The 25,129-nt window shown below is 43.5% G+C and carries 21 protein-coding genes; 16 read left to right on the top strand and 5 right to left on the bottom strand.

All coding sequences use genetic code 11. The annotated features are described in order from the left end of the window. Nucleotides 1-39: 39 nt before the first annotated feature. From KHM83_RS01930 to KHM83_RS01960, 7 genes are all read left to right on the top strand, one after another. Nucleotides 40-1,863 carry an ABC transporter substrate-binding protein gene (locus KHM83_RS01930; RefSeq protein WP_213235213.1) on the top strand — a complete coding sequence of 608 codons (1,824 nt, stop codon included), beginning with the start codon at nucleotides 40-42 and terminating at the stop codon, nucleotides 1,861-1,863. Nucleotides 1,864-1,872: 9 nt separating this feature from the next. After that, nucleotides 1,873-2,841 carry an ABC transporter permease gene (locus tag KHM83_RS01935; RefSeq protein ID WP_213235214.1) on the top strand — a complete coding sequence of 323 codons (969 nt, stop codon included), beginning with the start codon at nucleotides 1,873-1,875 and terminating at the stop codon, nucleotides 2,839-2,841. Between the two features lie 136 nt (nucleotides 2,842-2,977). Continuing rightward, nucleotides 2,978-3,826 carry an ABC transporter permease gene (locus tag KHM83_RS01940; protein WP_213235215.1) on the top strand — a complete coding sequence of 283 codons (849 nt, stop codon included), beginning with the start codon at nucleotides 2,978-2,980 and terminating at the stop codon, nucleotides 3,824-3,826. Nucleotides 3,827-3,840: 14 nt separating this feature from the next. Next, nucleotides 3,841-4,800 (top strand): ABC transporter ATP-binding protein, encoded by a 960-nt coding sequence (locus KHM83_RS01945; RefSeq protein ID WP_213235216.1) that lies wholly within the window; start codon nucleotides 3,841-3,843, stop codon nucleotides 4,798-4,800. After that, nucleotides 4,800-5,813, top strand: coding sequence for an ABC transporter ATP-binding protein (locus KHM83_RS01950; protein ID WP_213235217.1), 1,014 nt, complete (start codon nucleotides 4,800-4,802; stop codon nucleotides 5,811-5,813). Before KHM83_RS01945 ends, KHM83_RS01950 begins: the two co-directional genes overlap by 1 nt. Further along, the gene (locus KHM83_RS01955) at nucleotides 5,806-7,014 is read left to right on the top strand and encodes a M20 family metallopeptidase (RefSeq protein WP_213235218.1); all 1,209 of its coding nucleotides are present in this window, start codon (nucleotides 5,806-5,808) and stop codon (nucleotides 7,012-7,014) included. The genes KHM83_RS01950 and KHM83_RS01955 overlap by 8 nt, the downstream gene beginning before the upstream one ends. Beyond that, a complete protein-coding gene (locus KHM83_RS01960; RefSeq protein WP_213235219.1) occupies nucleotides 7,014-8,429 on the top strand; it encodes a Sapep family Mn(2+)-dependent dipeptidase in 1,416 nt (471 codons plus the stop codon). The genes KHM83_RS01955 and KHM83_RS01960 overlap by 1 nt, the downstream gene beginning before the upstream one ends. Nucleotides 8,430-8,650: 221 nt before the next feature. Here KHM83_RS01960 and KHM83_RS01965 read toward each other — a convergent pair whose 3' ends face one another. Further along, nucleotides 8,651-9,703 (bottom strand): threonine aldolase family protein, encoded by a 1,053-nt coding sequence (locus KHM83_RS01965; protein ID WP_213235220.1) that lies wholly within the window; start codon nucleotides 9,701-9,703, stop codon nucleotides 8,651-8,653. A 212-nt stretch (nucleotides 9,704-9,915) separates the two neighbouring features. Here KHM83_RS01965 and KHM83_RS01970 point away from each other — a divergent pair, with 212 nt between their 5' ends. From KHM83_RS01970 to KHM83_RS01980, 3 genes are all read left to right on the top strand, one after another. Then, nucleotides 9,916-11,370, top strand: coding sequence for a DNA-3-methyladenine glycosylase 2 family protein (locus KHM83_RS01970; protein ID WP_213235221.1), 1,455 nt, complete (start codon nucleotides 9,916-9,918; stop codon nucleotides 11,368-11,370). Nucleotides 11,371-11,431: 61 nt separating this feature from the next. Continuing rightward, entirely contained in the window at nucleotides 11,432-11,902 is a 471-nt protein-coding gene (locus KHM83_RS01975) for a methylated-DNA--[protein]-cysteine S-methyltransferase (protein WP_213235222.1), read from the top strand. Nucleotides 11,903-12,023: 121 nt separating this feature from the next. After that, nucleotides 12,024-13,169, top strand: coding sequence for a J domain-containing protein (locus KHM83_RS01980; RefSeq protein ID WP_213235223.1), 1,146 nt, complete (start codon nucleotides 12,024-12,026; stop codon nucleotides 13,167-13,169). 184 nt (nucleotides 13,170-13,353) lie between these two features. Here the strand turns inward: KHM83_RS01980 and KHM83_RS01985 are convergent, their stop codons facing one another. Together KHM83_RS01985 and KHM83_RS01990 are read right to left on the bottom strand one after the other, a co-directional pair. Next, nucleotides 13,354-14,106, bottom strand: a complete 753-nt coding sequence (locus tag KHM83_RS01985) for a TPM domain-containing protein (protein ID WP_246542822.1) — start codon at nucleotides 14,104-14,106, stop codon at nucleotides 13,354-13,356. 25 nt (nucleotides 14,107-14,131) lie between these two features. Then, entirely contained in the window at nucleotides 14,132-14,701 is a 570-nt protein-coding gene (locus KHM83_RS01990) for a LemA family protein (protein ID WP_213235224.1), read from the bottom strand. A gap of 500 nt (nucleotides 14,702-15,201) precedes the next feature. Between KHM83_RS01990 and KHM83_RS01995 the strand changes: the two genes are divergently transcribed. From KHM83_RS01995 to KHM83_RS02010, 4 genes are all read left to right on the top strand, one after another. Next, the gene (locus tag KHM83_RS01995; protein ID WP_213235225.1) at nucleotides 15,202-17,382 is read left to right on the top strand and encodes a methyl-accepting chemotaxis protein; all 2,181 of its coding nucleotides are present in this window, start codon (nucleotides 15,202-15,204) and stop codon (nucleotides 17,380-17,382) included. A gap of 336 nt (nucleotides 17,383-17,718) precedes the next feature. Beyond that, on the top strand, nucleotides 17,719-18,444 hold the full coding sequence (locus tag KHM83_RS02000) for a 5-oxoprolinase subunit PxpA (RefSeq protein WP_213235226.1): 726 nt from the start codon (nucleotides 17,719-17,721) through the stop codon (nucleotides 18,442-18,444). A gap of 132 nt (nucleotides 18,445-18,576) precedes the next feature. Continuing rightward, nucleotides 18,577-19,293, top strand: a complete 717-nt coding sequence (gene pxpB / locus KHM83_RS02005; protein ID WP_213235227.1) for a 5-oxoprolinase subunit PxpB — start codon at nucleotides 18,577-18,579, stop codon at nucleotides 19,291-19,293. Continuing rightward, nucleotides 19,272-20,315 (top strand): 5-oxoprolinase subunit C family protein, encoded by a 1,044-nt coding sequence (locus KHM83_RS02010; protein ID WP_213235228.1) that lies wholly within the window; start codon nucleotides 19,272-19,274, stop codon nucleotides 20,313-20,315. The genes pxpB and KHM83_RS02010 overlap by 22 nt, the downstream gene beginning before the upstream one ends. A 112-nt stretch (nucleotides 20,316-20,427) precedes the next feature. Here the strand turns inward: KHM83_RS02010 and KHM83_RS02015 are convergent, their stop codons facing one another. Beyond that, entirely contained in the window at nucleotides 20,428-22,062 is a 1,635-nt protein-coding gene (locus tag KHM83_RS02015; RefSeq protein WP_213235229.1) for a methyl-accepting chemotaxis protein, read from the bottom strand. Nucleotides 22,063-22,435: 373 nt separating this feature from the next. Continuing rightward, entirely contained in the window at nucleotides 22,436-23,407 is a 972-nt protein-coding gene (locus KHM83_RS02020; protein ID WP_213235230.1) for a LysM peptidoglycan-binding domain-containing protein, read from the bottom strand. A 366-nt stretch (nucleotides 23,408-23,773) separates the two neighbouring features. Between KHM83_RS02020 and KHM83_RS02025 the strand changes: the two genes are divergently transcribed. Together KHM83_RS02025 and KHM83_RS02030 are read left to right on the top strand one after the other, a co-directional pair. Then, complete coding sequence (locus KHM83_RS02025; RefSeq protein WP_213235231.1) at nucleotides 23,774-24,061, top strand: CC/Se motif family (seleno)protein; 288 nt, start codon at nucleotides 23,774-23,776, stop codon at nucleotides 24,059-24,061. Nucleotides 24,062-24,149: 88 nt separating this feature from the next. After that, the gene (locus KHM83_RS02030; RefSeq protein WP_213235232.1) at nucleotides 24,150-25,112 is read left to right on the top strand and encodes a 2-hydroxyacid dehydrogenase; all 963 of its coding nucleotides are present in this window, start codon (nucleotides 24,150-24,152) and stop codon (nucleotides 25,110-25,112) included. The last annotated feature ends 17 nt before the right edge of the window (nucleotides 25,113-25,129 follow it).

Raw genomic sequence — 25,129 nt, forward strand, 5'->3', positions numbered from 1 at the left:
AAGAAATTAACGTTTAATGATTGACAAGGAGGGGGAACAATGAAAAAGAAAATCAGTATCATGTTGGTCACAATACTGGTGCTCATGAGTGCAATGCCACTGATGAGTTTTGGTGCAGCACAAGATGAGACCATTTTAAAAATCGGCGTCAAACAAGAGCCCGATTCACTCAACCCATTTGTTTCATGGGAAATGGCATCTTTTGAAATCTTTATGCTGACGTATGATTCACTGGTCAAATTTGACCGCAATTACGAAGTGGTGCCGTCACTGGCAACGTCGTGGGAACTTTCAGACGATCAACTCACTTGGACATTCCATTTGAGGGATGACGTCAAGTGGCATGATGGTGAGCCCTTTACATCGGCTGATGTAAAGTATACCTATGAAGCATTTCAAGAAAGCGAAATGGGCATGTATTATACATCACTCGGTGGTATTACGGCGATTGAAACACCGGATGATTACACAGTTGTTATCTCAACTGATTCGCCTAAGGCCAATATGCTGCAGAATGTGACACCGATTTTACCGGCACATATCTGGCAGGATCAGCCGCTTGACAGTATTGCCGATTTTGAGGATACGGCAATGGTCGGTACGGGGCCGTTTAAATTTGTCAGCTGGGATATGAACCAGCAGGTCGTTCTTGATAGAAACCCAGACTATTTTGGTCAGCCTGCTAATGTTGACCACTTAATTTATGTCATTTACGCCAATAACGACACCATGGTTCAAGCCATTCAAAACGGCGAAATTGATGTGGCGCTTGAACTGGACTATGTTGATATAAAAAGTGCATTGAGCAATGAAAATATTACGGATTATGCTTATGAAGAGAATGGCTTTACGGAATTGGCGTTTAACCAGTCTGAATGGTCAGGCAACTTCAATCAATTAATACAAAATAAAATGATCAGACAAGCCATCAGTTATGCTATAGACAAACAGAAAATTGTTGATCTGGTATATGACGGTTCTTCGACGATCGGCTCTACTTATATTCCACCATCACAAGGTGAATGGCATTATGCGGTGGAAGGCGATAAGTTAAGAGGCTACGATCCTGAAAAAGCGATTTCGCTCTTAGAAAGTGAAGGTTTTACAAGTGTTGATGCCGATGGTTACCGAAGCAACGATTCAGGTGATAAGCTGTCATTCTTGCTGTTGTCCAGAAGTGACAATACTTCAGAAGTCAAAGTTGGACAGATGGTTCAAAGTTATTTAAAAGCAGTGGGGATTGAACTCAATATTGAAACCGTTGATGACGGCGTACTCTATGATCGAACCATGGGCGAAAAAGACTATGATATGTTTATATGGGGATGGGGCGGCGACATTGACCCAACCGTTCTTTTAAATGTCTTGACAACAGACAATATTGATAATCTAAACGATATTTTTTATTCTAATCCAGAATACGATGCCATTGTGGAAGCGCAGACGCATGAAATGGATCGCGCAAAACGTGTTGAAATGGTTCATGAAGCACAGGCACTTCTTTACGAAGAATTGCCATATGATATTTTGTATTACGCTGAAAACCATCAGTTAGTGCGCAACGACCTTATTACGGGGCTTACACCAACTGTTTCGGGCGCAGTATTTTTCGCCAATACCATTGTCAACTATGCGGATGCTACTTTTATAACAGAAGCTGCTGAAAGCAGTATGAACAGCAGTGCGCCTGCCGAAAATACAGCTGACAGTACGCCGGCAGAAAGTGAAAGTGAAAGTGATGGCGGCGGCAGCAGCGGACTCGTCATTGCCATTGTGGTGATTGTCGTCATCGGCGGCGGATTCTTTATATGGCAACGAAACAAATCGAAGAAAGCGAATGAAAACCAGAAAAATGAATGGTGATGGTAAAAAATGAATCGAAAGTATATTGTCAAAAAACTCTTTTATGCATGTATTACGTTGATGGGCGTTCTGCTCATCAACTTCTTTCTATTTCGCATCATGCCGGGTGATCCCGTCAGCATGCTCGTTCGAAACCCCAACGCCAATATTGAGACGGTTGAGAAAATGAAAGCAGCTTATGGTCTTGATAAATCGTTGGCTGCACAGTTTGTAACGTATGTCAGCAGTATGTTCATCGGCGATTTTGGCACCTCGTTTCATTACAATATGCCGGTGATGAAGGTCATTGGTGACCGCGTGTTTGCCACCATTCTCCTTGTTGGGACAGCAGAGATCATCGCCATCATCTTTGGTACTTTTCTCGGAATCGTTGCAGCGCACAAAAGGGGAACAAAACTGGACGTCGGTGCACTAAGCTTTTCACTTGTCACTTATGCGATGCCGTCATTCTGGCTCGGCATTCTTATGATTGCCTTTTTCAGCGGTTTTTTGGGTATTTTACCGACTTCCGGCATGACATCGCCTTCTCTCTATTTTGCTGTGGGCATGCAGCGGGCGTCTGATATAGCGGTGCACTTAGTGCTGCCCGTATTGACGCTTGCACTGGTATTGCTGGGAGAGTATATGCTGGTGATGCGCAGTTCGCTGATTGAGGTACTGACGGAAGACTATATTCTAACAGCGCGCGCAAAAGGATTCGATGATAAAACCATTCTAAAGAAACACGCGCTGCCCAATGCCATGATACCAATGGCGACACTTGTGGCAATGAGTCTTGGCTTTGTGATTGCAGGCGCGCTGCAGGTAGAGACTGTCTTTTCATGGCCGGGACTGGGGCGTTTGATGTATGACGCGCTCCAAAACAGAGATTATCCGCTGCTGCAGGGGATCTTCTTTATCACGAGCATGTGCACCATTGGCACGAATCTTATCTCAGATCTGTTATACGGCTACCTTGATCCAAGGGTAAAAGAGTAAAGGCATCAAAAGGCATCAAAAGGCGTGGAAACACAATAAAGGGTTAACATCGTGACATATAAAAGGACAATCGCTTATTAGCAATATAAAGCGAATTGAAGCAGTAACGAATAAAGCAACATAAAGGATTTAACATATGAAAGAAAATCAGTTTATCAAACAGTTTCTGAAGAATAAAATGGGCGTCGTCGGGTTTAGTATGCTCGTCATCTTCATACTCATTGCACTCTTTGGCCCAATGATCGTCCAATACGATCCTCAGGTCTTCGGCGAGAGAGCAGATGTTTTGAATCCGCCAAGTGCGGCACACTGGCTTGGAACCGATGATCTGGGGCGAGATGTCTTTAAAGCGCTGATTGCCGGCAGCCGCGTCTCCTTAATCGTCGGTGTTGCGGCGACGTTTATCTCGATGTTTATTGGCACCAGCGTCGGTATTTTCTCCGGCTATCTGGGCGGAAAGACGGACAACGTGCTCATGCGCATTACCGATGTGTTTCTGGTTTTACCGTGGCTGCCGCTAATGCTCGTGCTTGCGGCACTGCTTGGCTCAAATATCTGGAATATTATTTTTGTCATTGGCATCACGGGGTGGGCGGGTACCGCCAGAATTGTCAGAGCGCAGACACTCACTGAAAAAGAGCGTCAGTACATTGAACGGTCAAAATCGTTTGGGGCATCGAATCTCTTTATCATTTGGCATCATATATTCCCAAATGTATTCCCGTTGGTATTTGCCAATACGATTTTGGTGACAGCTACCTCTATTTTGTCTGAAACGACGCTGAGTTTCCTAGGCATGGGGGATGTATCGAAGCCGAGCTGGGGAACGACACTGCATTTTGCCTTTGAATCAGGTGCACTGAGCAATAAGGCTTATTGGTACTTTATGCCGCCCGGGGTTTGCGTGCTGCTGTTGGTGCTGGCATTTACACTTATGGGGTTTGCACTGGATGAAATCGTTAATCCTAAATTGAGACAACGTTAAACGGGGAGGCACAATTGGCATTATTAGAGGTTGATTCACTAAAAATAGCATTTGAACTCACCGGCGGCAAACGCTTAAAAGCGGTTAACGGGATCAGTTTTTCCCTAGATGAAGGCGAAACACTGGCACTCGTAGGCGAATCCGGTTCGGGTAAAACGACGGCAGCGCTGTCGCTAATGCGGCTGTTGCCTAAGAATGCCGTCATTGATGGCGGTGAGATTCGATATAAGCAGAGAGATGTCCTGACGGCACCGGAAGGCATGATCCAAAAGTTAAGATGGAAAGAGATCGCCATGATTTTTCAAGGGGCGATGAATGCATTAAATCCCGTTTTGACCATTGAAAAACAAATGGTTGAGGCGATTTTACTCCATGAAACGGTATCAAATGAGGCCGCCTACGCGCGTGCTGAAATGCTGATGCGGCGCGTGGAGATTGACCCAAAACGGTTGAAACAGTATCCGCACCAGTTCAGCGGTGGCATGCGTCAGCGGGTTATGATCGCAATGGCGCTTGCATGTGAACCGAAAATTGTTATTGGTGATGAGCCGACGACAGCATTAGACGTCATGGTACAGGCACAAATCTTTGAATTGCTGGAGTCATTGAAAAAGGAAATGGGCTTGTCCATGATTCTCATTACACATGATTTATCCATTCTTGGGGACATCTGTGATAAAGTAGCGGTTATGTATGCAGGTGAAATTGTGGAAAGCGGCAGTGTAGAAGCGATTTATGAAGATGCTCGTCATCCCTATACGCAAAAACTGCTGGCGGCATATCCGATTATTGGGAAAAAGAGAGGGTTGCCGGATTTTATTCCCGGTCAACCACTGGATATGACGAAACCTGTACAAGGATGTGCTTTTTACAGCCGATGTCACAAGGCAATGCCGATCTGCCTATCGCGGCCGCCGCTGCGAACGGTTGAGGGTGCACATCAATTTCTTTGTCATTTAGAGGGGGAAGCATAATGGACGCATTAATTGAACTTAAAAATGTCACCGTGAAGTTTCCTGTAAAGCCCAGTTTTATAGATGTGCTAAAAGGCAAGCCGCAACGGGTTGTCCACGCGGTAAATGGCGTTGATTTAACCGTGATGCCCGGTGAAATCATAGCGCTTGTCGGTGAAAGCGGTTCTGGCAAGACGACGTTGGGCAAGGCAATCAATGCACTTCATCCAAGTGAGGTTGTGGGCGGTACGATTTGCTTTGAAGGGGAGCCGATATTTGGTACGGATGGAAAATTAAAACCGGGTTACCGTGAAAAAGTCGCCATGATTTTTCAAGATCCCTATCAGTCGCTTAACCCTAAGCAAACCATTGAAAAAATTGTCGCAGAGCCCCTTATGATTCAACAGAAGAATCTCTCGCGGGATAAAATGCGGGCAAGTGTTGTGACAGCATTGGAGCAGGCTGGTTTAACACCGGGAGAATCGTTTTTAAATCGGTATCCCCACGAACTCTCCGGCGGGCAGCGCCAGCGTGTTGTCATAGCAGGTGCGCTTATTGTTAAACCAAAATTGATTATTGCCGATGAACCTGTTTCAATGCTGGACGTATCCATCCGCTCTGAGATTTTAAAATTACTGATGGAATTGAGAGAACGCCAACAGATTGCCTATCTCTTTATTACACATGATATTGCTTTGGCTTGGGCCATTGCAGATAAGATTGCCGTGATGTACCTAGGGACGATTTTAGAGTATGGCAGTGCTGAAAATGTTATTCAATCACCCAAAAATCCCTATACGCAAGCACTGATTGAGATCATGCCAAAGATGAAGATGCGACGTTCGGAAAAGCGCGCACTGTTGACTGGTGAAATGCCTGATCCAATTGATTTGCCTAAAGGCTGTGTTTTCCAAAGCAGATGTCCACGTGCAGCAGATGGGTGCATGCATGAAAAACCTAAGCTGACCCTTGTGGGTGAAGCGCATTACAGTGTGTGCGAATGTCAATTAGAGGAGATGCGTGTGAATGAATAATCATCACTGGATTTGGGATGTAGTAACGTCGGACGAAGTTGTTGAGGCGACGGCAAATGCAGTCAAAACGGCAAGTTATTCGGGATTAGAGAATCAGGAAGCGCAGATGGCAGCCTATATTGGCCGTATTCTGGCTTCAGAGGGGATTGAACATACAATTGAGTGCGTCGAGAAGGGGCGCTATAACGTCATTGCAAGACTGAAAGGCGGGCGAAAAGGCAAAAGACTGATACTGAACGGCCATATGGATACGGTGCCGCTTTATGGTATGTATGATGGTTTAATGCCACGCATTGAAGACGGCAAGCTGTATGGACGCGGTGCCGTTGACATGAAAGGCCCTTTGATGGCGATGCTCTACGCGATCATTGCCATCAAGCGCAAAGCGATTGCCTTTGACGGTGAAATTATACTGGTGTGTGTTGCCGATGAAGAAGAGCGCAGTCTTGGCAGTATTCATTATTTGGAAAATCATACAGATGGCGCTGATGGCGTCGTCGTGGGCGAACCGACAAATTTAATCATATGTCCTGCTCATCGCGGGCTGCAATGGATTGAAATTATGGTTGAAGGCAAAACCGTGCACGGCGGTAATCAGGCATCAGGGCTCAATGCCATTGACGTAGCAGGTGAATTGATCTGCTATTTAAAAGTCGAGATGGCAAAAGTTATCGAAGCATCCAGCCATCCGCTGATTGGCAAGGGCTCTTTTAATATTGGAACGATCAATGGCGGCACACAGCCGAGTACAGTTGCAGGAAAATGTATGCTCACTTTTGATCGAAGATGGGTGCCGGGCGAAACGCTCGAGACCATACTCAGTCAAGTGTCAGCGATGCTCGAATGTTTTCTGAAATTGCATCCGGGGTATAAAATATCGTATCGGTCAATGGCAGAAAACGTTATGAAGGGCGACTACAGTCATGAGAGCATGAACACACCATTAAATGCGGCAATTGTACAGGCTGCGGTGAAATCAGTCGAATCGATTGGCCGCCAAAGTGAAATCAGCTTTTTTCCCGCGTGGAGTGATGGCGCACTTTTTCAGCATTTTTTTAATATGCCGACGATTGTTTTCGGACCCGGCAATTTAGCGACGGCACACTCGGACGAAGAATACATTGAAATTGAAGAACTCGTTGCAGGAACAGAAGCATATGCGGGATTAATACGATCTTTTTTTGAAGAGACGGTGGTGTGATGCATAAGCAGAAACAGAAACGTGATTCGAAGCGTGCTTTTAAAGCGTTGGATCGCCTTAAATTTAATAAAGATCTTTCACAGTTAATTGCCATTCAAAGTGTTTCTGAAAATCCGACAGGCGTTAAGCAAGCACTGCATACAATGCTTACCTTGGGCAAAGCAATGGGGTTTGAGACACATGCGCTGCTTGAAGATCGCGTCGGGGTTATCGAAATCGGAAAAGGCCTTGAAACCGTAGGGATTCTCGTGCATGTTGACGTCGTCCCGGCCGGCAATGATGCACATTGGCATTATCCGCCGTTTGAACTGACAGAAGCACATGACAGCTACTATGGACGAGGTGTGGCAGATGACAAAGGGCCTGCTTTGGCAGCGCTTTATGCGATGGCACAGCTTCTGCCCTATAAAAACGAAATGAAAAAACGCGTTCAGATGATTGTCGGGACACAGGAAGAAACCACTTGGCATGATATGGCTGCTTATTGCGAAACACAAGTGCTGCCGGATTACGGTTTTACGCCAGACGGTGAATTTCCCATTACCAATATGGAAAAAGGTTATGTTGACGTCGAATTAAAATTCCCTCGGCATTTTCAAGGCAGGACAATTGATTTGATGGGCGGTGATTCCAAGAACACCATTCCAGATTTTGCACAAATTGAATTGAGTCATTTTTCTAAGGAGATGCTCAGTGTCTTGCGGGACACGGAGACAATGACTGAAAACGATAATGGTACGACAACCGTGCGCGCTATGGGAAAATCAGTTCATTCCTCAAGCCCTCAAGATGGTGAAAATGCCATTGTCAAACTTTGCCACACACTTTTTGGCAAACTGTCATTGCTGCCGGAAATTGCAGCACTCGTCATTTTTGTTGAAAGAGAATTGAAAGACGATCTCTTTGGGACTTCTTTGGGACTGAATAGGGGACAGCAGATTTATGAAGGCCAAGATGCGCATGTCACCGTGATATCGCCAACCATGCTGCGAACAACTGAAGATTCCTTTATTTTAAATATCAATATGCGCCAAACGATTGGACTGACTCAATCGCAAATTGCTGCAGCTTTTCATGAAAAGGCGGCATGTTATGGATTCACATTTGAGATCGTCGACTACAAACCTTTTTTGTATGTTTCACCGAAACGGCCATTTCTACAGTGTATGGCTGAGGCATATGAAAAGGAAACCGGAAGGGAAAATGCGTTTGTTTTGGCACATGGGACTTCATATGCAAAGGCAATGCCGAATTTTGTAGCGTGGGGTCCTTATTTTCCTGAGGATGAAGACACCTGTCATGAAAATGATGAAAGTATTCGGATAGAAACGCTTCATGCTGCTTACCGCGTTTATGCAGAGGCGCTGTTTCAAATGGCGTTTGATGAGCGGCTTTTAATAGGCGGGAATGATTGAATCGTGTGATACATGGGGCGCTTATGTCATCATATCGCCATTGAACCATCTATTGAACATCCATAGAGCCATCCATCGAACCATCCATTGAGCCATCCATATCCATCGAGTCATCCATAGAGCCATCTATAAAACTATCTAAAAAGCCGATCGATACGCTTTCCCATAAGAAAGTTTAGTCGATCGGCTTTTATCATGGCTGAATGAATAAGGTGATTGATCTAATGAAGCGCATCAATGAATTTTATCAGTGTTTTAACATCTTCGGGACGCGTTGCCCAGCTTGTGCAAAAACGAACGGCACTGTGTGTCGCATCAATGCGCTCGATGTATGCGTAAGTAAAATATTTTTCAATTTCTAGGAGATCGGCATCAGGTAGAATAAAGAATTGCTGATTGGTGGGGCTGTTGACATAAGGGGTATAGCCCTTTGCCAGCATTGCGGTCTTTAAATGCATTGCCAACTCATCTGCGTGATTGCCGAGCCGACGATAGAGATCCTTTTCAAAAAAAGACAGAAACTGAATGCCCAGCAGGCGGCCTTTGGCGAGCATAGCGCCCTTTTGCTTCATGATATATCGAAAATCCTGCTTTAGCGCCGGATGATTAATGACGACAGCTTCGCCAAAGAGTGCACCCATCTTTGTACCGCCAATGGTAAAAACATCAGAAAGCGCTGAAAAAGTCTTATCATCCAGATCATTGTCAGCGCTGCTGAGACCGTAGCCGAGACGCGCACCGTCGATAAAGAGATAGAGACCATGTTTCTGGCATATTTGATAGATAGCGGTTAAGGCATCTTTCGAATAAATGGTGCCAAGTTCTGTTGGCTGAGAAATATAGACCAATTTAGGCTGTGTGATGTGTTCGTGTGTTTCATCATTATAATGTGCTTTAACATAGGCGTCGATTTGCTCGGCGGTGATGGTGCCTTCGTTGTGCGGCAATCCGATAACCTTGTGGCCGCAGGCTTCAATGGCGCCTGTCTCATGGACATTGATATGGCCCGTCTCTGCACAGATAACGGCTTGATGCGGTCTTAGGGCCGCGGCAATTACAGTTAGATTGGCTTGCGTGCCGCCGACGAGGAAGTGAACATCAGCCTGTTGACATCCGAATTGACGTTTAATGGCATCGCGGGCAGAATCGCAGAAAGGGTCTTCGCCATACCCGGCGGTTTGAATCATATTGGTTTCGTTAAGACGTGCCATAATCTCTGAATGCGCGCCTTCGCTGTAGTCGTTGTTGAATCTGATTTTCATTTCAGGTTTCATAGCGTACTCCTTTATAATGGCTTGTTCTGAACAGCATTATACGCTTTGTCTGCTAAAAAAGCAATGAAGAGGGCGATGATTACAATTTATGTATCTATGCGGCTTCAGCAAAAAATGATCAAGAGACTGATGAGATACAATTGCCGAAAAGTGCTAGAGCCGGTGTGTCCTTTTAAGGTATAATGACCATAAGGGTAGGTGATGAGCTAAAGATGAAATCAACAGTTACTGAATTGGAATGGCTTAATTTTGAAAAAGCGAGGCAACAAAAGGATATGGGCTTTGACGGCGTATTTTACTTTGCCGTTAAAACCACAGGCATTGTCTGCAGACCCTCTTGTCCGGCACCACCGGCAAAAAAAGAGAACGTCACCTATTACAAACAGTTAAAAGATGCCTTTGAAGACGGCTATCGGCCTTGTCACCGATGTCATCCCGAACGCGTCACCCTCGTTGATGAAGCTGCGCAAATTGTTTCCAAAGCGATGATGCTGTTGGGAAGCGGTGCCTTAAACGGTGCAGATACTGAAAAGCTTGCAAAAGCACTATTTATTAGCGAGAGACGATTAAGACAGGTTTTTAAAACCGTTCTGGGCATTTCGCCGACAAAAGTTTTAAATTATCAGCGTATTCTGTGCGCCATTCCACTTATTCAAGAGACGGCACAAAGTATGACGAGCATTGCATTTGAAGTAGGATACAGCTCCGTTAGACAATTTAATGCGCAGTTCAAATTAATTGTCGGATGTACGCCGACGGCAATGCGCGATAAAATGATGCCGACTTATCCAATGCCTAAACTCACGCTCTATCTTCGGTCGAAATCTGAAGTGGGATTTGAAACTGTTTTTTCATTTATGAAACCAAGACTCTTGCGCGGGGTTGAGGCGATAAACGGTGATGCCTATCAACGTACATATTATATTGAAACGGGCAGCGGCTATTTTACAGTTTGTCCCGGCGATCATCCTGCATTACTAAAGCTTGACGTTTATACTCGTGATTTTGACAGCATTTTTGACGTTTTTCTGCGTGTTCGGCGGATGTTTGATATGGATGCTCCCATTTCAGAGATCACAGCCTATTTAAAGCGTTTTGAAATGCTGCAATCAGGCTTTGTCGATCAGTATGTACCGCGACTGCCGACAGCATTTGATGCTTTTGAATTTTTAGTCAGGGCTATTTTAGGACAGCAAATCACCGTGAAGGCGGCAACGACTTTAGCCCAACGCATTGTCGAAAGGGCGGATTTGAAAACAGCCGATGATTTTCCGACTGGCTTGACACATTTTTTTCCCAATATTAATACGTGCAGTGTGCTTTCGCTTGAAGGATTGGGGATTACAGCAACGCGTCAGGCGACGCTAAAGCGCGTCATGCAAGCATTGTTGGACAATGAATTCAGTTTATCACCCTACCAGTCCTATGACGTTTTCAAAAAGGCGTTTGGTGTTGTAAAAGGCATTGGCGACTGGACGGTCAATTATGTTGCCATGCGCGGGCTAGGCATGAAAGACAGTTTTCCGGCATCGGACCTCGGTGTGATAAACGTTCTGGCGGCTATGAACGATGGACAAAAGATGAAGCCGAAGGCAATTGAACAGCTTGCCGAACAATGGCGGCCGTATCGGGCGTATGCAACGCTTTGCCTGTGGCGAAACTATTAAATAGAATAAATTGATAAGCGATTTGAAGCGGCAGTCAGTACAATATATTGGAGGCATAGAGATGAAATACACATCTTTTGAAACGAAATTCGGCATGATCACCGTTGTTGGCGATGAAGAAGGGATTCAAATTGTCCATATTGAGACGCCTGAAAGTAAACGGACATTAGCATTGGCGCCGGATTGGCGGCGGGATGATTTCTTTTTTGACGAAGTGAGACGGCAGCTTGTTGAATACTTTGATGGTCAACGTAAAACATTCGATGTAAAGCTGAATCCTCAGGGAACTGTTTTTCAAAAACGCGTTTGGCATGCACTTAAAGCTATTCCATATGGTGAGACGCGAACTTATGGTGAAATTGCGGCAGCCATTGAGATGTCAACGGCAAGCCGCGCTGTAGGTGCGGCCAATGGGCGCAATCCGATTCCAATTATCATACCGTGTCATCGCGTAATCGGACAAAACGGCAAGCTCACGGGATTTGCCTTTGGCCTCGAAATGAAACGGCAGCTACTGGGTCTTGAGCAATAGAAGGGAATGACCTTTTACGTAATCTTTACAGAATGGCAATGCATCATGCCGTTGATTTATTGAATAAAAATCATGAGCGGGGTATAATAGTGAAAAGAAAAAGAACTGAATGGAAAACATTATGCCTCAAAGAAAAGCAAAATATCACGATAAAAACTATATTATGAATTGTATGATGCCTTCTCAACTTTTTACAGTGAAAGGCATAAAAGGTGAGTATAGAGCGCTTGCGAAAATATGGCATCCGGATGTGTCCGATGTAAAGGAAGCACTTTTTATCATGAGTAAAATTAATGCGCTCTACAATGAGGGGCAGTTGCTGATCAGCGAAAATCGCTTTTACGAAAAAGAGCGAATCCTCAACCGCAATCGGCATAAGGACGCGTATGAAAAAGACAAAATGGCAGCAGCAGATTGGCATACATCATTTGCTGGTGAAGATACGGCACGTTCAAATGTTCAAAAGGATCCATTTAAAAGGGCACCTCAAAAGCGCAGCAAGAAAAAGCGTACGATTGAACTCATTGCCACAAGCGGCAAATGTATACGCTTTAAGTATTTAAAACGCGTTATGATTGAACTGGGATTTATGTACGTTTCAGAAACTTACATTATGCTGGAAATTACGAAACTCAAGCTCAAAATATTTTTGGATTCACTGCACATTGTCGAAGAACAGCCTGAAAATTATTTTCATATTTCAACGCCCCAGCTCATCGACAGTTTTGAGACGACTTCACACGGATATCTCGTCTTCAAGAAAGAACGGGGCATTGAACCCATCGTTGTTTTGGAAACGGTTATGGGCTATTTAAAACCGCTGGGATGCCGTAAAATATGTGAGGGACTGTTCTACGATTTAACAGCACTCAAACATCAGGGACTGACGTCTACAGGATTAGACAAGGACTTGTGGTTTATAGATGTCAACACTGGAAAACTCTATAATTTCGGCTTGTTTTTCTACTTGCACGAATTTAGCTCTAAATTAAGTCGAGCGCCCAGTGAGATAACGGATATTTTAAATGCATTGCAGCCAAAAGACAATGAATCAATGATTATCGATCTCGTCAAAAAGGCAATTATGGCATTGAGTGTCAAGAGCGGGCTTAAAAAAGATGATTTCTATTGCTGGCTCGAAGCGCTTGGCAGCGATTCGCTAGAGGCTTCGCTTGCGGAAAGTCAAGTATTCAACCGTTCAATTGCATCGGTGACAACGCATGGTTTTGACTTGGATTCTTATTACCGTGCGATTTCCTATTCATAGGAATGGTATCACAAGTGAGATGATATCATACTGCAACTTACATTTTAAGATTAAACGAAAAGCTAGATTTTATCTATTGTAGGGCATAAAAAAAGCGCCGAAAGCCATGTTGGTTTTCAGCGCTTTTAATCATTTTACAAACAGTGTGCGATTGAAACTTGACGGAATGGTTTTGGAATCCCTGTTAAAAGCTTCTGGAACTGCCGCCGCCGCCGCTTCGACCACCGCCGCCGCCGAAGCCGCCACCGCCGCCTCTGCCGCCGCCTCGCATGGATGCGTAAGCGAGCATTCGGATAATGCGGCCGCGGTTAAAGATAATATCAAACAGCATTAAGATGAATACGATAATGCCGATAATGATTTTGCCAATCGTAATGCCGCCGCTGTCACTGGTTTCGGCAACTGGATTGTAATAAACATTCTGCGCTGCCAAATCGTCAGCGCTTAAATCGTATTCTTGATAGACTTCTTCGGCAATGGCGAGGTAAGTGCCGAGGACGCCTGCATCATAGTCACCGGCTTTAAGGTTTTCGATAAGGTAGTCATCTTGAATCCTACCGGTTTTACCATCGTTCAAAATGCCTTCGAGACCGTATCCAACTTCGATTCGCGTCATTCGGTCGTCCATTGCAATCAGAAGGAGAACGCCGTTGTTTTTATCGGCATCGCCAATTCCCCAATTTTGGAATAAATTATAGGCATAGTTTTCAACAGTATCGCCTTCAAGCGAGGGGACGGTAACGACGACAATCTGAGCGCCTGAAGCGGCTTCAAGCGCTGCTGATGTTTCAATGATGGTCTGTTCAGTATCACTCGCCAAGAGATCTGCATAATCTTCTACATAGAAATCACTGGTAGGTGAAGGATAGTCAACGGCAAATGCAAAGGGCATTGCCAATATGAGTATTGCGAGCAAAACAATTAGCTTTTGCTTCAAAATAACCTCCCGGTATGGTTAAGTGTTAATTGGTAAAGTCGACTGTTGGCACTGTTTCGGCACCTTCAGCTGCTTCAAAATAGTTGACGGTTTCAAAACCGAACATGCCGGCAAAGATGTTCATAGGGAATTGTTTAACTGAAGTATTAAAAGTCCTTGCTACACCGTTGTAAGACTGCCTAGCGACAGCAATGCGATTTTCAGTGCCTGCCAGTTCATCTGAAAGCTGTATAAAGTTTTCATTGGACTTGAGTTCTGGATAACTTTCAGAAATTGCGAGGAGCCTTGACAACGAAGAAGACAGTGCCGCATCGGCCTCGGCTTTTTCTGTGATGCCTGTGGCACCAATCAATTTAGAACGTGCATCGGCAACGTTTTCGAATATTTCTTTTTCTTGTGAAGCATAGCCTTTAACCGTTTCAACAAGATTTGGAATCAAATCGTTTCTGCGCTGCAGTTGATTTTCAATTTGACTTTCCGCTTCATTGACCTGTTCGCTTAGAGAGACCAGTGCGTTATATTTGGAAATGATTGACCCGCCAATTGCGAAGATGACGAGTACGATGACGAGCAGTACGATCATGCTTTTTTTCATAATTCACCTCAATAAGTATTTGTAATGTTTACATCATTTATTATACTGAACGAAAGTTAAAAAACTGTTAATAAAAGCCTTAAAAAACATTAAACAGCGAAATATTGATTGGTGTGCCTCTATATAGAAGGGTAAAATGTTGCTGGGGAAGAGTAAAAAATTGATATAAGACGTGTATTGTTGCATCTCAATGTCGCTCACTGAGCATGATATTAAAGAATATAAGCTATAAGTCCTATGTTTATATGCTTTTCGATTGACAAGCGAAAGGCAAAACATTAAAATTGACACAGGGAAACGAGAGTCTTTACCACAATTAAATGAATTGAGCAAAGCAGCTCTATGCCATCTATAAAGAGAAATGGCATAGAGTTTTTTGTTTTTAAATGTGTTGAGGAAAAATGGTGACTGATATTCACCATAAGAGAGAAATGAAGGGCAAATGTACGGTATTGTTCCAAACAAATGGGCAAATAAAGAGAGATAAAGGAGATGAAGTCATGAATATCGTTAGAAGAAAGCTCTCGTTTTTCCTAAACCCGGGGCTAAAAGGTCATACAGAAAACACATTCAACGGCATCGCAAAAGGCAGGGAAAAAGCACTATACAATTGGTTTGATGATTCTTGGACGGCTATGATGCTCACTGTTAAGCGCTTGCTCGTCGAACCATCAAACCTTACGAAGGAAACGTCATCGGCATTAAACAATTGCTTAAAGCAGCAGCATGCACTTTTTAGTGATTTTTCAGAACTTTTTGTCGCGAATGCCAAACAAACGGTTATTGCATCGACGCATGCATCACACATGGGGAAAAAAATTAATAAACCCTATGTGAGCGCATTTGGGAGTGCGCCCTATATGTATGGTCCCTATGCAGATGAAGATACCATGACGGTAAAGCACTTTAATTCACGATTTTCAGATGAGATCACGCTGATGTTTATTCAGCCGATTCCGGTAGAGGATGCCGTATTCTACTTATGTGGAAGGGTTCCGAATGATGTGATGAGCGATGTGCTTCAAGATGAAGATGCCCATGTTTATAAAGAATCAGGAGACAACTATTTGTTTATGATTCAGAATAAACGCGGTATACCTAAAGGCAGTGCCATTTCAAGGAGTCGTTTTGAAGACAACGCTTTTACGCTTGGCGACAATTTAAAAGACGGCATTCGAACCAATGGTTTTGGGACGGTAAAAGTAAAAAAATATACAGAATTTGAGATTGTTTTTAACGACCCAGCGACGGATAAACTGCATGAAGGCGTACAAAAGACAATTGATAATGGCGAAAATTTGAATGCATGGCCGGGTTATCCGGAATATCGTCATATTGATGTTGGCGGCAAGGGGATTACAATAAGGCCGCCGCATACAGATGAAATCTGGGGCCTTCTATGTGAGGGCGATATTGATGAAATCTATAAATACAGAAGTCTCAATTTGAAATTTTTACTGGCGCTTGGTTTTTTGTATGCATTGATTCTGATTGTCGGCAGTGCTGCTGGTACGATGCTTCACGGAAGCGAAAGCATACGCATGATCGTAGAATGGTTGCTGCTCTTGTTAAGTGCTGTTGTGACGCTGAATATATTGGCGATTAGGCCGTTGAGCGATACGATTGGTCTTGTCAATGAAATTGCAGAGGGTGAAGGTGATTTGACGAAGCGCGTCAAAAGCAATAAATACGATCAGATGGGTGAACTGTCAAAGTGGTTTAACAAGTTTATCAACAACCAGATGAATATTATTAAACGCATTAAATTTGCAACCAATATTTCAAAGTTTTCTGTGGATGAAATGGAAAAACTCATGGGAGATATCAATGATAACTCAACGCAAATTGACGGCACAATGCAAAATGTGCTTCATGTATTAGAACAATCCACAACGGATTTAAACCATATGAAAACGGATTTTGGAAAATTGAGCAAATCCATTGATGATGTTAATCAGACTATCTTGGAAGCAACCAGCCAAATGCAGTACATTAATAAAAATGCACTAGACAGCAAGGAAATTTCAATGGAAACGTTTAAGATTATGTCTGAAATCGTCGGTGAGATTCAAGAGACGACACAGTCGATTAATCAATTAAAAAAGTATGCTTTTGAAATTAACGAAGTGATTGATATCATTGGCAATATTTCGAGTCAGACAAAGCTGTTGGCACTTAATGCATCCATTGAAGCTGCAAGGGCAGGGGAACACGGTCGCGGTTTTGCCGTCGTTGCTGATGAAATTGGTACGCTTGCTGAAATGACAATGGATTCAACGAAAAAAATATCGGAGAAAATTGTGAATATTCAAGATGAAGTCAATGTAAATACCGGCAATATTCTTCAAATCAGCGATCGTATTAATGCAGGCAGCGACAGCGTTAACAAGACGATTGACAGTTTTTCTCAAATTCAGCTGGATATCGATAAAGTCACAGGTGATATTACGGCATTGTCTAAACAGATGAAGGCGGATACAAAGCTTATTGGAGATATATTACAGGCCCAGGATCGGTTTATCGACAGTTTTGAGCGCAAATCATCCGAGGCGCAAAGCGACAGTAAACGTATGATGCGAGCGCTTGAAAGCAATAGTCTCAATTTGCAGCAAGTAAAGGAAACGCTTAATTATACGGCATCCAACATGTATGCGATTGTTAGTCAATTTACCATTGAGTAGTAGATCGCAATGAGGCAATAGCAGCAGCTGGACCATATGTATCGTATGATAATAGAATAATGGATAAAAGAAACCAGCTTTTGAGGCGTGCTAATCGCAAAAGGCTGGTTTCTCGATGTTCATTGTTATAGAAGTGATGCTGGAAGTGATGCTGGAAGTGATGCTGGAAGTGATGCTGCGGACTAGATTAGTACAATGTAGGGGCGGGTTCTTTACAGCGATTTGACTTCGCGGTAAACTGAGTAATAAGATAAAATGTGTTTTCGATCAAGGGGTATATATTAGATAAATGCAGGATGAATGCTTCTCGTTGAGAACGGCTAAGGAGTGGATACAATGAAGATTGATATTAACAGTGATGTAGGTGAGAGTTTTGGCATTTATACCTTGGGCAATGATGCTGCGTTGATGCCCTATATTACATCGGCAAATATTGCATGTGGTTTTCATGCCGGCGATCCATTCGTGATGAAGCGAACGGTTGCACTGGCTTTGAAACATTACGTTAAAATTGGGGCGCATCCCGGTTTCGATGATCTTGCTGGATTTGGCAGAAAGACAATGAATATATCGCCTGCTGAAGTTGGACCGCTCATGCATTATCAAATTGGTGCGCTTTACGGTATCGTTCGGGCGCAAGGCGGAGAATTACACCATGTTAAGCCGCATGGTGCGCTTTATAATATGGCTGTTAAATCAGATGTGCTGGCAGAGGCTGTTGTCGTGGCCGTTAAGGCATTTAATCCGGCGCTTTTTCTTTATGGTTTACCCAATAGTGCTCTTGAAAGAGCAGCACATAAATATGATTTACCATTTAAAGCGGAAATTTATGCTGATCGGAATTTGACGGATGAAGGGATGTTGGTACCTCGGGATGCGTCAAATGCGATGATTCATGATGTCGACGTCAGCGCGGAGCAAATTATGCGCGTTATTGAAGAAGGCTGTGCGTTAAGTGTGCATGGTAAATGTATACCAATGCGTGGCGAAACAGTATGTGTACATGGTGATAATCCTGCAGCGGTGACATTCGCCAAGACGCTTTATGCACGCTTGAAATAGATGTTTTGGGAATGTTCCGGGTGAGTGTTTAAAAATTGGGAATAGGAACATCTGATAGAAAACACTTGAATGGATCGTTTGAACAACCACTGGAAAGTGGTTACGATTTAAGATAACAGACTGGGGCGCAGTATGATGAAAAAAATTGAAATAATGACAGAAAGTGAGTCGATGCTGCTCATTCGATGGCAATCAGTCATCGATGTATCATTAAACCAGCAAGTGCATCACACAGCACAAGCAATTCGTACGGTATTTAATGAATCGATACGCGATGTTATTCCGGCCTATCATAGTATTGCGGTGATCGTTGATCCTCTGGAGACTTCCGTGAGCTCACTTTGTGATGCCGTCGAAGCATTTCTGCTTACATTTGATGAAGTGATGATACAGCATACCATACGTAAGCTTTATATTCCGGTGTGTTACGAAGGTGATTATGCACCGGATATGGATGAACTTAGCCAATACGCACAGATGATGCCGGATGAAGTTGTAAAGCGCCATACGGCGCCAGACTATCCAGTTTACATGATTGGCTTTTTGCCTGGATTTCCATATTTAGGCGGTCTTGATGAAAAGCTTCATATGCCAAGAAAAGAGCGGCCTAGGAAAGCTATTGCAGCGGGTTCGGTAGGCATCGCAGGTGGACAGACCGGCATTTATCCGCTTCAAAGCCCGGGCGGCTGGCAGCTGATTGGCAGAACCCCTATAAAACTTTTTGATGTGGCGGCACTTTCGCCTTCGTGTATTCACGCAGGCGACGTGGTAAGGTTTGTCGCTATTTCTGAACAGGATTATGATGCGATAGAGAAAGGTAAAAAAAGATGGGATCTATACACGTTGTAAATGCAGGCGGAATGGTCACGGTTCAAGACATGGGGCGATATGGCTATCAGTCGCTGGGGGTACCTGTCAGCGGTGCAATGGATACGAATGCCCTTAAAATTGCCAATCGTCTCGTAGGAAATGATGATGGTGAAGCGTGTTTGGAATTTGTGATGACAGGTGGTCAATACCATTTCAGTACTGATACGGCGGTAGCGCTGACCGGTGCTGATATGGATTTCAAAGTAAATGACCGGACAGTACCAATGTATGAGACGCTTTATCTCCATCAGGGTGATGAACTAACGGCAAATTACGCCAAAATGGGCGTTTATGCCTATATGGCGGTTTCGGGTGGCATTGATGTGCCCAAGGTACTTGGAAGTCGATCCACTTTCATAAGAGGGCGATTTGGCGGTGTAGAAGGACGGGCGCTGAGGCCTGGCGATCAATTGCCGCTTATTGATACGGCAATGCCCAAATACTTAAAAATGCCAAATTCGCTGGTTAAAATACCTTATGAGGAAAGAACGGTGCATTTTACACCTTCTTCAGTTGACCGTGAGCAGTGCGCATCCTATCATCAGTTATTTCAAAAAAATGATTATCGCATTGACGCGATGTCTGATCGAATGGGGTATCGACTTTCAGGTGATGCGATTCAAATGATGGGCGGCAATGACATGCTGTCAGTGCCGGTGGGGGCTGGCACAATACAGCTTCCTGGTAATGGACAACCAATTGTCCTGTTGGCGGATCGTCAAACAACGGGTGGGTACAGACAGCTTGGTCAAATATGGACATCGGATATGTCGTATTTCGTTCAGCAGCAGGCTGGTAGCCGCATACGGTTTTGCGCCGGAGCGATATCGGCAGCTCGGGCGCAATTAAAGGCCTATGAGGATGCGTTAACGGCTTTTTTTTCAAATTCGCCATCCAAGAAAGTAAAAAATGCGGCACCAAAACGGTACCGCATTACCATAGCCAATAAGACATATCAGGTTGTTGTCCAGCCATTAAATTCTGATGAGTCTATCTTTTAAAGCTATTCTGACTGATCTATCTGTGCAAAGCTTCAACATTAGATTTAAATGAGATCATGATGTCATTACTTTAAACAGTACTTTATACATTACTTTAAATAAGCGGCAATCGTTATGAAAGGGCGTTTTCACCTTTAAAATGCATAAAATCTGAGGCTTCAAGGCCGCATTGAACGACGTATTGATGATCGTTCGTAATGATACCCGCATACTTGAATAGTTTTCCGTCGACATCTCTAAAATCTGATTTTTGGTTGACGCGACGTGATGGGTTTTTGAAAATTTGCATAAAGTCATAAGTTTGAGAACCGGGTTCACTGGAAAATTGAAAACCGATAATGGCTTGGCTGCTGCTGAATTTAATAAAACCATTGCGATCGATAATATGAATTTCTGTTAGACCGACGGTTTTAGACAAGGTGATCAATGCCTCATTGGAGAGCGGCAGACGAGAGGCAATCTTTTCGCAGACGGCAAGCAGTTGATCGCCAATATTACTGTCGAATACAGCCATTGTTTTGTCAAGGTTACTGGCAATTTTCAGTAGGTCAGCAGCGCTCTGATTATTCTGAGCGAGAAAGTCGAGCTGTGTTTCGACAACACTGGTAATTTCTTCGACTGACGCTGTGCCGGTTTCGGCCTGTGAAGTGATTTCCTGAATGCTGGCAGAGATCCCGGTCGTATTGTCTGATTGAAATTTTACATCATTGGAAATATTATCAATAAGCGTTTCTGCCAGAGATACGGCACTAATGATATTAGCTAAACTATCGCCTGCATTTTCGGCGACGCCGACGCCTTCATCCGCTTCATCATGTACTTTTTGAATGGATTTGACAACATCGGCAACCTCAATCTGCATTGCGCTAATAAGGGTATCAATCTTTTGAGCGGCATGATGACTTTCGTCGGCGAGCTTTCTTACTTCGTCTGCAACGACAGCAAAGCCTCTGCCGTATTCGCCGGCACGTGCGGCTTCTATGGCGGCATTTAATGCCAATAAGTTTGTCTGCTCTGATATTGCGGCAATGGTTTCTGTAATATTGCCGATCTCAGATGAAGCTGCTTCGAGTTTTAAAATCATGGCTTGTGCATTCTTAACATCTAAATTGATGCGCTTCATAGCACCAACGACTTGTGTAACGGCTGCACCGCCGGATTGAGCGGTATCAGATGCGCTGTGCATTTTGGCCACTGCTTCATTGCTATGATCGGCGATGGTTGTACTGCTCTGTGCCAAATCAACAGTTAAGCCGGAAATGTTGGAGAGCATATGTGTTGTCTCTTCAAAGATCTTTCGGATATCACTGAGACTGTGGTTGAGGACCTGGATGCTGTCGAAAGTTTGTGTTGTTGCTGTGTTGATTTTTTCAGAAGATGTTTTGACAGCAACAGCAGAGTAAAGCAAGTCTGTCATCCATTGATTAAACATTATTCTGAGTTTCTCAAAGAGCGTGCCGGTTTTGCCGAAATGCATATGTTTCGATTCGGCAGCAGCCAAAGAGGTAAAATTTCCGTTGCTAAGTGAATCGAGATTGTCGTTGACGGTTTCCATTAATGACGAGGCTCGTCTGTTGGCAGCCCAAAGTAAAATAGCGCTGAAAATAAAGATGATGATACCAATAATTAAGGCAATGATCGGTGTACTGAATTTCGTATGGTATTGAAAGGTCAAAGTCAGATAAAAGACGATGCTGTTGATAACTGCCAAAATTAGGGCATAGATTAGGATATTTTTATTACGCATGTGCATGCCTCCTTTATGTTTATGTAATGTGCAAAATGATACTGCTAACGACTTGTATAAAATATGGTAAAACATCACAGAAAGAAGGGAAAATGCAGACGGTTTCAACGTCTTAGAAAGTTAGAAATGCGAAAACAAGCTTTGTCATAAAGCTTATTTTCGCATCGTTGCGACATAGTTTTCTTCAAAAGAAAATGATGTATTTAGACTAAAACGACAAGTAAGGCAGAAATATCTGCGGCAACGTTTGCCCTTACGCTGTCCATTACTTATCATTTGAATAGTATTTGATAATATTATCACATTCACCTTTGAATCTCAAGTCTTGACACAAAAAAAGCCAGCTGAAAGCTGGCTTAAAATGATCTAATCGTTATTTTACAGGTGTCCTGTTTGCATATGCATTTGCAAGTGCCCCTAGAAAATCGCCATGGGCATCACGAATCGACATTGTCGCACCTGAGACGACGTCAACATGGACTTGCATTTCGTCCGGTGTAAGTGCTGCCAGTTTGGCGAGATCCTCTTCATTTGTCGTATCAAGTTTGATCGGACGTCCCGCTGATGTTGTGTTCTTTGCGAACCATTCTTCCAGTTCAGCGACTGTTTTACCAACGAAGAATGATTGATAAAAGTCCATTTGCTCATACCATTCATTGGATTCATTCATATGGTATGAATCACCGCGCTGGCGCTTTGTTACCCAAGCGTTGACTTCTGCGGCAGCCGATTCGGCAGTATTAACAGATACACCTGAAACTTTTTCTGTTTCGTGATCCGTAATATTGTAACCTTCTTTATCGGGCCATCCTGAAAAATGCGGCATAGAGGCACCATCGTAATTTGGCGTCGCAATTTCGTAACCATCAATGAAAACGTCTACGATACGGCCTTCAGCATCAAAAATGGCACTTGCCATCGCAATGTTAAAGCTGTATACAGGAACATCTTCGCTGTCTTTTCCCGGGCCGTTTCTAAAAGCGACGGTATGGCCGAGACCTTGGTAGAGCTGACCGTTTACCGCAGTCATGGCAATTGATGCTTTGAGGTTGAGCACTTGGCCAACTGCGATGCTGTCTGGTGTTTTAAGCTGTGGATTAACAGCAAGCAGTTCTTTTAAAGTCATACCATTGTCCATTGCGATTTTCCATAAGACATCGCCGGCTTTAACGGTGTAAGTGGCATAGTTGCCTGATACGGCAACCGGCACAGCAATTGACGGACCCATCGTCGGCGTCTCTTCAACCCAAGTAGACGCTGAAGTCGTTGCATCGACATCGCCGAAAACGAAAGTAGATGACAACATGACAAAAAGAGCAAGTGCAATTGAAAATTTCTTGTTCATAGGACCCCTCCCTTTAATAATTTCAGTAGATGATCAATCATTATCTATAATCTGTATGATTGTAAACACCTCACATCGTTTATATATTAACACTATTATAAATAAAATTCTATGATATTTTTTGAAAATTCAAAAAAAAGCAAACGCATTGTAAATAGCACGGTTGATGGGGTGTGTGAATTTTGAAAATGAAGTTTTTAAAAGCAAATAACGGGTATAATATATTATTAATACTGTTATAAACAAGTGTGTGTGCGGCAACAATAAAAGATCTCGTTATATTTATGACGATAATGCCCTGCAGTGACATTGACGACCTGAATGATAATGATTATACTCAAAGTGTAAAGTATGAGGAGGCTGAGTATGCAAATTGAAATATCTGAAAAGGCTAAAAATTATCTGGACAAAAAGAAATCGAATATCTTAACGGTAGGACTTGTGATTGCAGGTGCCTGTGTTGAGATTGGCGAGCCCAATGTTACTATAGGCGAACCGAAAGATGATGTCAGCAAATACGACGTTTTTAATGTTGAAAACTATACGGTATATTTTTACAAGAATCCAAGTTTAAAAACGGATACGGTTACGATTGATACGAGTAAATTTCTCGGCATGGAATCATTATCCGTCAAAGGACTGAAACTGATGTAGACTGAGCAGCAGATGGACAGGTGCTTTTAAAGGATTAGGTAAATGCTCTACAGCATCTGAAACGCAATTGATTCAAAGGAGTATTCATATGAAACCTACGATCCTTGTGACACAGCAACTGCCGGAATCGGTGAGTGCTTTCTTAAACGCGCATTGCGAATGCCGTTATTGGACACCAAATGACAACAGTTCAATAGAAGAAGCGCTTAAAGATGTTGATGGCGTTATGGTCAGCGGTATGCCAGTCACGGAAAAAACACTGTCGAAGGCAGATCAATTAAAAGTTGTCAGCACTATTTCAGTAGGATACAATCATTTGGATTTAGAGGCAATGAAAGCGAAAGGCGTTGTTGGGACTCATACACCGGAAGTATTGGATGATACCGTTGCAGATCTCGTCATGGCTTTGATGCTTGGGACTGCCAGGCGTATTGCCGCACTGGATTCTTATGTTAAGTCCGGCAATTGGCAGCCAACTGATGTAGAGACCCTCTTTGGCTTGGATGTTCACCATAAAAAATTAGGCATCATCGGCATGGGGCGTATCGGCAGAAAAATCGTTCAGCGGGCAAAAGCCGGATTTGACATGTCGGTGGTGTATCATAATCGACACCGTGATGAAGATGCTGAAAAGGCATGGGGGATCGCATATGCGTCAATGACAGCATTGCTTTCAGAATCGGATTTTGTCATTCTCATGGTGCCGCTGACTGAATCAACGTACGGCATGATGGATGCTGCTGCTTTCAAGCAGATGAAAAAGACGGCTGTTTTTATAAATGCTTCAAGAGGTCAAACAGTTGACGAAGCCGCACTGTTTGATGCCGTTAATACAGGTGGTATATGGGGTGCTGGATTAGATGTATTCTGCCATGAACCCATCAATACAGATAGTCCGCTGTTAAAGCATCCAAGGATCTTAACGGTACCGCATATAGGATCGGCAACAGAAGAAACGCGAACGCGTATGGCAATGGCGGCTGCTGAAAGCCTTGTTGCTGTTCTTTCAGGTAAAGAAGCCCCATATCTTATCCCAGAATTTAAAAAATAGTGTTTTTAAATGTACAA

It is taken from the genome of Fusibacter paucivorans (assembly GCF_018390735.1).
GTDB classification, from domain to species: domain Bacteria; phylum Bacillota; class Clostridia; order Peptostreptococcales; family Acidaminobacteraceae; genus Fusibacter; species Fusibacter paucivorans.

What these genes read in the sequence shown, in the direction of transcription:
- KHM83_RS02025 (WP_213235231.1), top strand. Translation starts at nt 23,774, where the DNA reads ATGCAAATTGAAATATCTGAAAAGGCTAAAAATTATCTGGACAAAAAG.
- KHM83_RS01940 (WP_213235215.1), top strand. Translation starts at nt 2,978, where the DNA reads ATGAAAGAAAATCAGTTTATCAAACAGTTTCTGAAGAATAAAATGGGC.
- KHM83_RS01965 (WP_213235220.1), bottom strand. Translation starts at nt 9,703, where the DNA reads ATGAAACCTGAAATGAAAATCAGATTCAACAACGACTACAGCGAAGGC.
- KHM83_RS01960 (WP_213235219.1), top strand. Translation starts at nt 7,014, where the DNA reads ATGCATAAGCAGAAACAGAAACGTGATTCGAAGCGTGCTTTTAAAGCG.
- pxpB (WP_213235227.1), top strand. Translation starts at nt 18,577, where the DNA reads ATGATGAAAAAAATTGAAATAATGACAGAAAGTGAGTCGATGCTGCTC.
- KHM83_RS01980 (WP_213235223.1), top strand. Translation starts at nt 12,024, where the DNA reads ATGCCTCAAAGAAAAGCAAAATATCACGATAAAAACTATATTATGAAT.
- KHM83_RS01935 (WP_213235214.1), top strand. Translation starts at nt 1,873, where the DNA reads ATGAATCGAAAGTATATTGTCAAAAAACTCTTTTATGCATGTATTACG.
- KHM83_RS01950 (WP_213235217.1), top strand. Translation starts at nt 4,800, where the DNA reads ATGGACGCATTAATTGAACTTAAAAATGTCACCGTGAAGTTTCCTGTA.
- KHM83_RS02010 (WP_213235228.1), top strand. Translation starts at nt 19,272, where the DNA reads ATGGGATCTATACACGTTGTAAATGCAGGCGGAATGGTCACGGTTCAA.
- KHM83_RS02020 (WP_213235230.1), bottom strand. Translation starts at nt 23,407, where the DNA reads ATGAACAAGAAATTTTCAATTGCACTTGCTCTTTTTGTCATGTTGTCA.
- KHM83_RS01995 (WP_213235225.1), top strand. Translation starts at nt 15,202, where the DNA reads ATGAATATCGTTAGAAGAAAGCTCTCGTTTTTCCTAAACCCGGGGCTA.
- KHM83_RS01990 (WP_213235224.1), bottom strand. Translation starts at nt 14,701, where the DNA reads ATGAAAAAAAGCATGATCGTACTGCTCGTCATCGTACTCGTCATCTTC.
- KHM83_RS02030 (WP_213235232.1), top strand. Translation starts at nt 24,150, where the DNA reads ATGAAACCTACGATCCTTGTGACACAGCAACTGCCGGAATCGGTGAGT.
- KHM83_RS01975 (WP_213235222.1), top strand. Translation starts at nt 11,432, where the DNA reads ATGAAATACACATCTTTTGAAACGAAATTCGGCATGATCACCGTTGTT.
- KHM83_RS01930 (WP_213235213.1), top strand. Translation starts at nt 40, where the DNA reads ATGAAAAAGAAAATCAGTATCATGTTGGTCACAATACTGGTGCTCATG.
- KHM83_RS02015 (WP_213235229.1), bottom strand. Translation starts at nt 22,062, where the DNA reads ATGCGTAATAAAAATATCCTAATCTATGCCCTAATTTTGGCAGTTATC.
- KHM83_RS02000 (WP_213235226.1), top strand. Translation starts at nt 17,719, where the DNA reads ATGAAGATTGATATTAACAGTGATGTAGGTGAGAGTTTTGGCATTTAT.
- KHM83_RS01955 (WP_213235218.1), top strand. Translation starts at nt 5,806, where the DNA reads ATGAATAATCATCACTGGATTTGGGATGTAGTAACGTCGGACGAAGTT.
- KHM83_RS01970 (WP_213235221.1), top strand. Translation starts at nt 9,916, where the DNA reads ATGAAATCAACAGTTACTGAATTGGAATGGCTTAATTTTGAAAAAGCG.